Origin of the sequence: Micromonospora sp. L32, assembly GCF_052068055.1 — a bacterium.
Taxonomy (GTDB): Bacteria; Actinomycetota; Actinomycetes; order Mycobacteriales; family Micromonosporaceae; genus Micromonospora; species Micromonospora purpureochromogenes.
The window spans coordinates 87,947-97,584 of sequence record NZ_JBQHDD010000011.1 but is presented as its reverse complement, the minus strand read 5'-3'; the positions used below and the strand labels follow the sequence as shown (position 1 = coordinate 97,584).

General features: G+C 70.4%; 12 protein-coding genes. 1 reads left to right on the top strand and 11 read right to left on the bottom strand.

What is annotated here, in order from left to right:
- Positions 1–30: 30 nt before the first annotated feature.
- The 5 genes from ACTMTB_RS26145 to ACTMTB_RS26125 all read right to left on the bottom strand — a co-directional run bounded on the left by ACTMTB_RS26145 (position 31) and on the right by ACTMTB_RS26125 (position 2,820).
- Positions 31–816 (bottom strand): maleylpyruvate isomerase N-terminal domain-containing protein, encoded by a 786-nt coding sequence (locus ACTMTB_RS26145; RefSeq protein WP_441148863.1) that lies wholly within the window; start codon positions 814–816, stop codon positions 31–33.
- 126 nt (positions 817–942) lie between these two features.
- Positions 943–1,140, bottom strand: coding sequence for a hypothetical protein (locus ACTMTB_RS26140; protein ID WP_441148862.1), 198 nt, complete (start codon positions 1,138–1,140; stop codon positions 943–945).
- A gap of 8 nt (positions 1,141–1,148) precedes the next feature.
- A complete protein-coding gene (gene istB, locus ACTMTB_RS26135; protein ID WP_441148861.1) occupies positions 1,149–1,937 on the bottom strand; it encodes an IS21-like element helper ATPase IstB in 789 nt (262 codons plus the stop codon).
- Complete coding sequence (locus ACTMTB_RS26130) at positions 1,934–2,263, bottom strand: transposase (RefSeq protein ID WP_441148860.1); 330 nt, start codon at positions 2,261–2,263, stop codon at positions 1,934–1,936. Before ACTMTB_RS26130 ends, istB begins: the two co-directional genes overlap by 4 nt.
- Positions 2,260–2,820, bottom strand: coding sequence for a Mu transposase domain-containing protein (locus ACTMTB_RS26125; protein WP_441148859.1), 561 nt, complete (start codon positions 2,818–2,820; stop codon positions 2,260–2,262). The genes ACTMTB_RS26130 and ACTMTB_RS26125 overlap by 4 nt, the downstream gene beginning before the upstream one ends.
- On the opposite strand from ACTMTB_RS26125, the gene ACTMTB_RS26120 reads away from it, so the two are divergent.
- The gene (locus ACTMTB_RS26120) at positions 2,809–3,030 is read left to right on the top strand and encodes an STAS domain-containing protein (protein WP_441148858.1); all 222 of its coding nucleotides are present in this window, start codon (positions 2,809–2,811) and stop codon (positions 3,028–3,030) included. The two genes, ACTMTB_RS26125 and ACTMTB_RS26120, sit on opposite strands and share 12 nt — an antisense overlap.
- 218 nt (positions 3,031–3,248) lie before the next feature.
- Here the strand turns inward: ACTMTB_RS26120 and ACTMTB_RS26115 are convergent, their stop codons facing one another.
- From ACTMTB_RS26115 to ACTMTB_RS26090, 6 genes are all read right to left on the bottom strand, one after another.
- Complete coding sequence (locus ACTMTB_RS26115) at positions 3,249–3,815, bottom strand: YbaK/EbsC family protein (protein WP_441148857.1); 567 nt, start codon at positions 3,813–3,815, stop codon at positions 3,249–3,251.
- Positions 3,812–4,621 carry a 2OG-Fe(II)-dependent halogenase WelO5 family protein gene (locus ACTMTB_RS26110; protein WP_441148856.1) on the bottom strand — a complete coding sequence of 270 codons (810 nt, stop codon included), beginning with the start codon at positions 4,619–4,621 and terminating at the stop codon, positions 3,812–3,814. The genes ACTMTB_RS26115 and ACTMTB_RS26110 overlap by 4 nt, the downstream gene beginning before the upstream one ends.
- A complete protein-coding gene (locus ACTMTB_RS26105) occupies positions 4,608–5,366 on the bottom strand; it encodes a class II glutamine amidotransferase (RefSeq protein ID WP_357611695.1) in 759 nt (252 codons plus the stop codon). The genes ACTMTB_RS26110 and ACTMTB_RS26105 overlap by 14 nt, the downstream gene beginning before the upstream one ends.
- Positions 5,367–5,371: 5 nt before the next feature.
- The gene (locus tag ACTMTB_RS26100) at positions 5,372–6,655 is read right to left on the bottom strand and encodes an ATP-grasp domain-containing protein (protein WP_441148855.1); all 1,284 of its coding nucleotides are present in this window, start codon (positions 6,653–6,655) and stop codon (positions 5,372–5,374) included.
- Positions 6,656–6,660: 5 nt separating this feature from the next.
- Entirely contained in the window at positions 6,661–8,175 is a 1,515-nt protein-coding gene (locus tag ACTMTB_RS26095; protein WP_441148854.1) for a hypothetical protein, read from the bottom strand.
- A 481-nt stretch (positions 8,176–8,656) separates the two neighbouring features.
- A complete protein-coding gene (locus ACTMTB_RS26090; protein ID WP_441148853.1) occupies positions 8,657–9,595 on the bottom strand; it encodes a LysR family transcriptional regulator in 939 nt (312 codons plus the stop codon).
- Between the last annotated feature and the right edge of the window lie 43 nt (positions 9,596–9,638).

Here is a 9,638-nt window from a genome sequence, read left to right as displayed (position 1 = left end):
GGGGCGCAGGAGATGGCGTGTCGTCGGTTGTCACACGGACGGGTCCCAGGCTACGAGCTGATCGAAGATACGACGGTCGCCTTCGAACTTCAGCGAATCCAGCGGTATGCGGCCGTAGAAGAACAGGACCAGGTCACTGGCCGTGCCCTGGGCGGAGGCATCGGCCGTGTCGGAGTCCTCGCCGGCAGCGGGCGTGAGGTGGGCGACCTGTGCGCCGTCGTGGGACAGCCGAAGGCGCCAGGAGTGGCCCTCGGTGGCGTGGTAATCGACGACGGCGGGTTCGTGTGGCCAGGCGACCGTCGTTGCGCAGAGGGTGAACTGGCAGTCGTCGAAACCGTCGAGGGCGATCTCCTCCGGTATCGGCTGCGGGGCACCCCCGGTGAGCTGGACGTCGTAGGTGTGCACCGCGATCTCGTGGAGCTGGCGCCGCGCCCAGGCCCCGGAGGTCTGCGGTGACGGCGAGTCCCACCACCATGTCCAGCAACCGCGATCCGGGCCCGCCTCGCGCAGCACGCTCGCCAGGTGCTCGACGGACTCGACCCACCAGGCCAGGAGAGCCTCGCGCTCCCGAGGTGCACCCGTGCCGCCTCCCCATGCGGACTCCTCCGGCGGAGCGTCCGCGGGCCCGGCGGTGACGATGGCGGCTGCCTTGCGGCGACCCATGCCCACGTGTTGCACGTGATCGAACAGCGTCCGCTCGGGATGGGTCGGCATCTGAACGTCGAGGCTGGGTGCCGCGGCGACCGCAGCGCGGAAGGCGGCCGACCGTTCGTTGATCAGCCGCAGCTGATCAGGGAACGTGAGAATTTTGTGCACCCCGGCTTTCTATCACTGTGCTCCGACGACCGGACAGCGATTTTGGCAGCCGACGCGGCGGCCGCCCCGGCACTGATACGTGCCCTTGGATGACGCGCGGGCGCCCCTTCCTCAGATCGGTGATCCTCAGAAGGCAACAGCATCGCTCACGCTGGGGTGCGCGGGGGGTGGCTGCTCTGTTGCGGGTGTCCATTCGTCGATGTCGTCGGGCCAGGGTGCGGGGCGGCCGGTGTCGTCCCAGAAACCGGTCTCAGTGCCGGTGGCGAGCAGGGCGGCGTTGAGCGCGGCCCGTTCGGCAGGTGTGGGGATGGTCGGGTCGCTCATGGCGTGGGTCAGTCCGCGGCCATGGCCAGGTTCTTCTGGTGAGCGTGGGCGAGGCGGTAGGAGCCGGTGCCGGTCTCGATGATGTTGCCGCCGAAGGTGAGCCGGTCGACGATCGCCGCGCAGAGGCGAGGGTCGGTGAAGGTTTTCGTCCAGCCGGAGAACGACTCGTTGGACGCGATCGCCACCGAGTTGGTTTCCTCGCGTTCAGTCAGTACCTGGAACAGCAACTCGGCGCCGTGCCGGTCGAGCTCCATGTAGCCGAGTTCGTCGATGCAGAGCAGATCGACGCGGCCGTAGCGGGCGATGGTCTTGTTGAGGATCTTGTCGTCGGCGGCTTCGACGAGTTCGTTGACCAGTTTCGCGGCCAGCACGTAACGGACCCGGAACCCGGCCATCGCGGCGGCGCCCAGGCCGATGAGCAGGTGGGACTTGCCGGTGCCGGAGTCGCCGACGAGGCAGAGCGGTTCGCCGTTGCGGACCCAGCCGCAGGTGGCCAAGGTATTGATCATCGCTGAGCTGATGTTTGGGTTGGCGTCGAAGTCGAAGTCGCTCAGCCACTTCTGCCGGGGGAAGCCGGCGGCCTTGATGCGTCGTTCGGAGCGGCGCCGGTCGCGGTCGTCACACTCGGCGATGAGCAGTTCGGCGAGGAACCCGCGGTAGGACAGTTGTTCCTTCTCGGCAGCGGTGGCCAGGTCGTTGACGCGGGTGCGCATGGTGGGCAGCCGCAGTGCTCGGCAGGCTTGGTCGATCGCGGCTTCGGCGGCGGGTTCGGTCATGGGGCGGCGGGCTCGGCTCACGAGACGGCTCCTTGCGACGGTGGTGGCTGTCCTGCTCGCCGGAGGCGCAGCAGCTGGTCGTAGTGGGCGACCGAGGGCAGCGGCCGGCTGTCTTTCGGCAGCGCGGCCAGGCGCCGTTCGGTGAGGCTGACGACCCGCCGTTGTTCACTGCTGCCCGCGGCAGCGTCGGCGTCGCCAGAGGGAACGGACTGGCTGACCTGCCGGGCCCTCCGCGCTTCGACGGCCACCACGTCGGCGCTGGTGGCCCCGGCTGACAGGGCCAGGGTGATGCCGGCGATGACGTCCGCAGCGGGCAGCCGGCGATGCAGCAGCAACACGTCGATCAAAGCGCGGTCCCGTCGGCGTCGCCGTGGGCCTTCTTCGCCGCCGCCCAGAACGCCTCGTGGGCCATCGTGAACACGCCAGTCTCGCGGGCCTGCGCTAGTGCGGTGGAGCCCGACAGGGCACCGGGCTTGCGCAGCAGCACCTCCAGATAGTGGTCCAACACCAAGGTCTGCGAACTCTTCGTCACCGACCGCTCGTGACGGGCGATCTCGGTGCGTCCGTCGAACACGACCACCTCGCTGGCGTGCAACATCACCCGCACCGTCTGGCTGATAAACCGCGCCGGAACCGAGTAGAACGACGAGCGCACCCCAATCAACCCGTAACGGTTGACCTTCGGAGTCAGCTGCCGGCCAGCCCCGAACGGCTCGACAGGTAGCGGCGCCAGCAGTGGCTGCTCGACGCCGAAGTCCTGCCCGATGGTGCGCACTCGGTGCTCCAGCCGCCGCTCGTCCTCGGCGCGGTCGATGAGTGCGATCCGCTCGTTGAGCTCGGCCAGGGTGGCGACTTCCGGCACCGGGACCAGGTGGTTTACGTCGAAGACGTCATGGGCGGGCAACCGCCGCCGGTACTCGTGCTCGATCTGAGCGGGGTGAGCTTCTTCTCCGCCGCCGGGATATCCGCGCTGCTGACCGTACGGCGGAGGGCCGCCTCGGACGGCTGTGCGTTGCTCGTACGCAACCCGTCCCGGATCACCGCCACCGTCCTCGGCCTGGTCGGCCTGGCCGACGAGTTCCCGACGGCGTGGATCGGTGATCGGCCGGGATGAGCGGGTGCCCGCCTGGCACTCCCATGTGCCAGCAGCGACCGCTGCCCGGAAGGACGAGCATCCTGCCGGGGCCTGGCGCGGGCGCCGGAAGGACTTGAACCCCGAGGCTCTGTCGAGACCGAAGGGGTTCGAGCCTCCCGGCGAACCCAACCAGAAACAGTGACGTGGTCACCCGGTATCAACCCCCGGTGCGGGCCGAGCTGATGCGTCCGCGGGCGTCAGCCGACCCCGGCTCCCGCCGGTGCGGTCTCGGCCGGCGGACAACGGGGCAGCGGCTCGGCGATCGGGTGCAGCACCGGCCGTGCCAGGCGGACGTAGTCGTCGGTGTGCAGGGCGACCGAGCGGTCCAGTGTGGCGGCGTTGAAGAACAGCTCCGGGTGCCGAAGCAGGTCGGGGTCGACGACCAACTCCAGCCCGGGGTCGAAGCTGAACGGGATGATCGCGCCGCTGACCGCATCTGCCAGCCGCTCCGCGGTCTGCCGGTCGGCGAAGACGGCCTCCCGGGCCTGGCGCAGTCGGCAGACCCGCTCCAGGTCGACCCGCCGGTCCCCCGGTACGACGGCCAGCACGTACCGGGACACCTTCTTGGTCATCCTGGTCCGCACCACGATGCACTTGGCGGCCTGCTCCACCGGGTGCCCCCGCAACCTGCTGGCCAGGTCGGTACGCCCCTCCGGCGGGTGCGTGATCAGCCGGTACCGGGCACCGCCGCAGTCCAGCAGCGCCAGCAGCCGGTCCGCGGCCGACGCGTGGGCGCGGGTCGCGTCGTCAATGGGCCGGGTCATCCCCACACCACCGCCGAGTCGAGGGCGTCGTCGGCGAAGCCGATGAAGAAGCCCATGGTCAGCCGGTCGGTGCCGGAAACCCGCTCGATGGCGTGGTAACGGGTCGGGTTGATGAGGTACACGTCGCCGGTGCGGGGCTTGAACTCGTGTGCCGGCACGCCGGCCACCACCTGCTCGTCGTACCCCAGGTGGCCCGGGATCTTGTGCTGCTCGTCGGTCGCCTCCCACGGCTTGCGGTACATCCACAGCTCGCCACCGCTGGTGCACTCCTGAAGGCAAACCACGCAGCTGAGCTGGTAGGCGAGGTCCCGGAGGACGATGTCGACGTTGCGGGCATCACGCATGATGTTGTCGTTGTGCAGCGGGTTGCGTACACCGTCGGCGTGAATGCGCACCACCGAGCCGGCGTACTCGCGTCCGTCAGGCTCGCGCGCCGGCTCCAGGCTCTGCAGGCCGAACTGCTCCCGGAGTTCCTGCCGGGTTCGTGCCGCCAGGTCGAAGGAGGCCTCGGCCAGCATCGTCTCGGACTCCTTGGCGGCCTGGAAGTAGCCGTCCAGGTCATCCAGGTACTTGTTCAGGTAGGGGCCGATGGTGGTGAGGGTGCCGTTGACGTACTGCGTCGTCGAGGCGCTGCCGAACAGCTCCCGGACGCGGGCCAGGTTGCGGGTGAACGCGTCCTCCCGCAAAAGTCCCCGCAGGACGACGACGGCGGCGCGGCCATTGACCAGGTCACGGAGCAGTGCCGGGTCCGGCCGCTGCTCACGGACGTCGACGACAACGCGGTCCCAGGTGTCAGACGTGGGCATGGTGGGTGTCCTTTCCGAGGTGCGCGACACGAGCGGTCGGGGCGAAGGGGATCTCGAGAACGTGGTCGGCGGGGAGTGGACGCCAGTCCGCGGCCGACGCGAACTGCGGCAGGATCTCCGAGGAGACGAACGTCGCCGCCGCCGTGTCCAGGCGGGACATGCCGAAGTAGCGCGGCCGCGCCTCCTGCGGCGGCGTCCAGTGGATGACGTAGGCGGCGTACGGGTTCACCGCGAAGGCGTTGCCGGAGCTGCCGCCGACGGGGATGTCCCGAAGCAGGGCGAGCGTGGCGACAGGGTCCAGCGCTCGGGCCTCCGCCGGCACGATGTAGTCGAAGTACTCCCGCGAGTCGAAGACGGAGTCGCTCAGTCCCAGCCGCAGGTGCACGGTAGGCAGGAAGCCGTTGTGCATGAAGTACCAGGGCACCACGTCGACCCGCTCCAACGGATGGGTGAACTCCAGCCCGAGCTTGGTGGGGATGGTGGCGTGCCGGGTGTGGATGGCCAGCACGTCAGTCCGCAGGTCCACCAGGGGTGAGTCCTGGAAGCTCTCCTCGATGGGCCGGACGTCACGGTGGACCCGCAACCGCCCGGAACCGTCGGGGTCGCGCCAGACCGCGCCCCAGCCGTTGGGGTGACGAAAGATCGGCCCTTCGTGGTCGGCGGTCCGGCCGCAGGCCATGTCGACGGCGGCCTCCAGCACCTGACCGGCGTCGAAGCGACCGGTGGCGAGCAGCAGACGGCACACGTTGATCAACCTCGCAATCGATGACGGACCAGGGACTCCAAGGCGGCCCGGACCTCGTCGACGTGGTCCCCGGTTACGACGACGCGACCCAGTGCCCCGGTGTGTCGCAGCAGGTCCGAGCCGAGAGCGGCCCGGTCCGCGGCGGCCGGTGCATCCGCGGCGGGCACCGGTGCCGGCCTCAGGTCCACGCCGAGCCGCGCGGTGTCCAGGGCCCGCGCGGCGTCCCACTCGGCCGGCGCGGTGACGGCGACCTGCCCGGCAACGCCGCGCCGGCCGGCTGGTGGTGCGGGCAGACGCGGCGGCCGACCGTCCAGGTGCGCCTGGAACACCACGGACGGCCAGGACACCCCGGTCGCCCGCTCGACGAGTGCGACCAGCCCGCCGCCGGAGAGCCGGAAGCCCATCTCCAGGAAGACCGGCCCGGCGGTGCCGCGGATCGCGTCCACGTGGAACGGCCCCTCCCGGTACCCGACCGCGTCGATCGCGGCCTGGGTGAGTCTCCGCAGCTCGGGATCGGCCAGGCCGCCATGGCGCGCGACGTGCCCGACCTCCCGGAAGCTGACCAGCTCGGCGCCACCCGGACCGGGATGCCGCTCGATCGTGGTGATCTTGTCGCAGACGCTCACCAGCACGGCCCGCCCGTCGTGGGCGACGGCTTGGACCGACACCTCCGGGCCCTTGACGAACTCCTCGGCCACAACTGCGCCGAAGGCCCCCCCGCCGTAGTTGCTCAGCGCGCCGATGGCGGCCAGAGCCCGGCCGCGTTCCTCGGCGCCGTCAACCAGCAGGACGCCGAGCCCGCCGCCGCCGTCCACCGGCTTGACCACCTGCGGATAGCACAGCTCCGGCCCGTCGCAGCGGCCGTGCCGGTCGAGGAGGGCGATACCGGGTTGCGGCAGGTGGGGCGCCTGCCGGGCGAGGGCCTCGCGCTGGCGGAGCTTGTCGAGCGGGTGGAACGTCTCCCCGACCCGCGGCCACGGCGGCACCCGCAACCGGCGCGCCGCCGCGAAGGCGGACCCGACGTAGCGCTCGAAGCCGCACAGCAGCAGGGCCGGCGCGACGTCGTGGCCGCGCAGCGCCGCGATCACCCGCTCGACGTCCTGCGGCTGGTCGACCGCCATTTCGACGTCGAACGGCCGCCGCCCGAGTGCGCGGCGCCACCGCAGGTAGGCCGGCGTCTCGACAAGTACCGCCCGCATCCCCCGCTGCCGGGCCTGGTCGAGATACGGATCCAGCCCGTCCCTGGTGGCGCCGACCTGCACGAAGTCGGTGCCGCTCCGGTCGCCCATCGGGTTCATCGCCCGGAAAGCAGTTCGGGAACCAGATCGCCGCCCGCCTCGCGCCTGGTCATGATGACGTCCTTGTGCGGGTCGCCGGACAGGATGGCGTCGATGAGCTCTCCCTCGGCGGGTTGCAGCGACGGCAACCGCAGGGAACTGCGGTAGAGCACTCGCAGCTGGGCCAGGGTCAGCCCACTGAGCCGCTCCAGGCGGGCGGTCAGTGCCACCTCGTCGTCGGCCGCGGCCAGCAGCTCGTGGATCCGCGAGGCCTCACCGACCAGGTCGGGCTGCTCGGCGGCCAGGTACCGGGCCAGGCCCACGCCCTTCTCCGCGAACGGCGCATGCACCATCGCCACCAACTGCTCTTCGGTCAGGCCATACGCCTCCGAGGCGTACGCGTCCATCGCCGCGCGCATCCGCTCGACCGCGCCGGGCATGGTGTAGCGCTCCTGCATGATGGTCACCAGGCGCTCGGGGAACTCCTTGCGCCGCATCAGGGACACGGCAAACTCGACGTATTCCAGCAGGCCCTCGGCGTACGAGCGGCCGTGGCACCGCTCGGCCTTCAGCGCCCGCAGGTGCGCCATGAGGGAGGGGTTGCCGCAGTCGGACTCGGTGAAGCTGAAGGCGATGTCGTCGAAGACGAAGCCGAGGAACTCGGTGAGCAGTTCCCAGTGCTCGCCCGCGGCGTAGGCGGTGTCGTCGTAGATCGAGAAAAACTGCAGATCCGGGTGGACGTCCGTGGTGATCGCGTGCTCGGCCACGGTCTGCTGAGCCTCCGCACCGTGGATGTCGGTGAAGTAGGCCCCGGCGATGCGGTTGAGTGAGCCCAGGAATCCCTTGAAGCCCTGCCGCTCCCCGGTCGGCGGCTGCAGGCCGAAACGGCGGGCGAGTCGGTTGACCCAGAGGACGTAGTCGCGCTGCTCCCGGCGCGAGTCGCCGGTGATGATCAGATCCACGCCGTCGCCGTACGCCGCCGCCAGGCCGAATGAGTTCACCATGCTCAGGTTGCAGGCATTGCAGAAGGTGGGACGGGCATCCCCGGCCGTACGGTGCCCGGTCATCAGGATGTCGACCCGGTTGCGTTCGATCACTGCGGGGCTCTGGGGCAGGTCCACGTCGAAGACCGAGACGGTGGTGCCGTCGATGAGCAGCAGTTCGCAGTCCGGGTCGGCGGAGAGCGAGAGCGCCCGGTACGCGCGGTCGATGTTCTCCATCACCGCGCGCGGCATGCCGGCGTGCCGGTTGGTGGCCACCCGCATCCGGAAGGTGGCGCCGTGGATCTGAAACAGGATGAGCTGCATCGCCCGCACGAAGGTGAGGGTGTAGGAGCTGTCCTTGCCGCCGCCGTACGCCACCAGCACGACGTTTCGCTCCAATGTGGACTGATGGGGCAGGGCGGCATGCAGGCGTACGGCGCACCGCGCGGCCCCGGCGAAGTCGGCGGCGGAGAGCACCGACCTGAGTTCGGCGAGGGCGTCCCGACGGAGCGTGTCCACGGCGGACCGCTGCGGGGTCTCGATGACCATCTTGTCGTTTCCTCTCTACAGGATGAGGACGCGCGTCATCGCCTGCGCGTGCCCGGCGGACACGGGCGCGCGCAGGAACGCGCTCCAGGTGGTTGCGAGTGGTGGTAGGGCTCGGGCGGGCCACCGGGCAGGAGAAGCGGAAGGTGGCGCGATGAAGGGATTCTGCGGCCGCACTCCACCGAGCGGCACAATCAGAAAGTCAGAAATCGTTTACCCGAACCACGCCGCGCTTTACATCGCGCACGGTCTCGTCCAGACAACACCCCCGTTGGCTATCCGGCTCGGGATCACCTTGGGGCACGGTCCGGGAAACGTCAACCCGTCGTCTCACGATTTGAGCCGGCGCAACCGCATTGAATGACGCCGCAGTGTATTGAGGGCAGGTGAACGGGAAATTGTGTGCTCGGACATTCGGTGCCCGGGCTTGGCCGGCAGCGCCGTCACATATCTGACTCGCCGCCGCCGGCTCGCGCGCGGCCGTTCAGCGGGCGGCCCGGGTCAGGTCGGCGCCCGGCCGCGGCGAAGGGTCGGGCCACCGCCGACGCAGCGCCGCCAGCGCCGCGGCGACGGCGGGGCGGAGGGTGCTCTGCGGCCGCCAGATGGCGATGATCCGCCGAGAGGTGGCCGGGTGCAGCGGCACCACCCGCACCCCCGGCGGCACAGCCCCCCGGCCGAGTCTCGGCACCAGCGCGACCCCCACACCGGCCGCCACCACCGCCATCTGGGACTGGTACTCGTCGACCTGGTAGGCGACGTCCGGCCGCCGCCCCTGCTCGGCGAAGGAGCGCAGCAGCCAGTCGTGGCACATCGAGCCCGGGTGCTGGCTGACCCACCGCTCGTCGGTCAGGTCGGCCACGTCCAGCGCGGCACGAGCGGCCAGCGGGTGGCCGGCCGGCAGCACCGCGTCCGCCACGTCGACGCCGACGGTCTCCGCGCGGAGCGTCCCCGGCAGGATCAGCGGGGTGTTGTCCCAGTCGTGCACGACCGCGACGTCGACCTCACCCTCCACGACGAGGTCAACCGCCCGGTACGGGTCGATCTCCCATAGTCGGATGTCCAGTTCGGCGTGCTGTTCGGCCAACTCCGCGACGACCTCCGGCAGCAGGCCCCGACAGGCGGTCGGGAAGGCCGCCAGCACCAGGCGGCCGGCGGGAACGCCCCGCTGCCCCTCCAACCGGGCCTCCGCCTGCTCGAGCGCCGCCAGCACGTCTCGGGCCGCCTCGGCAAGCAGCCGTCCCGCCGGGGTCAGGGCCGCCCGCCGGCCCTGGCGGTCGAGCAGCTCGGTGCGTACCTCCCGCTCCAGCTTGGCGATCTGCTGGGAGACGGCCGACGGGGTGTAGCCGAGGGCCGTGGCGGCGGCGGCGATTGAGCCGTAGGTGGCCACAGCGTGCAGGGCCCGGAGCCGGCCGAGATCGAGCATTAAGCCATGCTAATGGCATTCGTTTAGCAGGTCTCGCTGGCGG

Bases quoted from the DNA above. Each gene is read 5' to 3' on its own strand.
- ACTMTB_RS26140 (WP_441148862.1), bottom strand. From the start codon at position 1,140: ATGAGCGACCCGACCATCCCCACACCTGCCGAACGGGCCGCGCTCAAC.
- ACTMTB_RS26115 (WP_441148857.1), bottom strand. From the start codon at position 3,815: ATGACCCGGCCCATTGACGACGCGACCCGCGCCCACGCGTCGGCCGCG.
- ACTMTB_RS26090 (WP_441148853.1), bottom strand. From the start codon at position 9,595: ATGCTCGATCTCGGCCGGCTCCGGGCCCTGCACGCTGTGGCCACCTAC.
- ACTMTB_RS26095 (WP_441148854.1), bottom strand. From the start codon at position 8,175: ATGGTCATCGAGACCCCGCAGCGGTCCGCCGTGGACACGCTCCGTCGG.
- ACTMTB_RS26110 (WP_441148856.1), bottom strand. From the start codon at position 4,621: ATGCCCACGTCTGACACCTGGGACCGCGTTGTCGTCGACGTCCGTGAG.
- ACTMTB_RS26120 (WP_441148858.1), top strand. From the start codon at position 2,809: ATGGGCGGGCAACCGCCGCCGGTACTCGTGCTCGATCTGAGCGGGGTG.
- ACTMTB_RS26100 (WP_441148855.1), bottom strand. From the start codon at position 6,655: ATGGGCGACCGGAGCGGCACCGACTTCGTGCAGGTCGGCGCCACCAGG.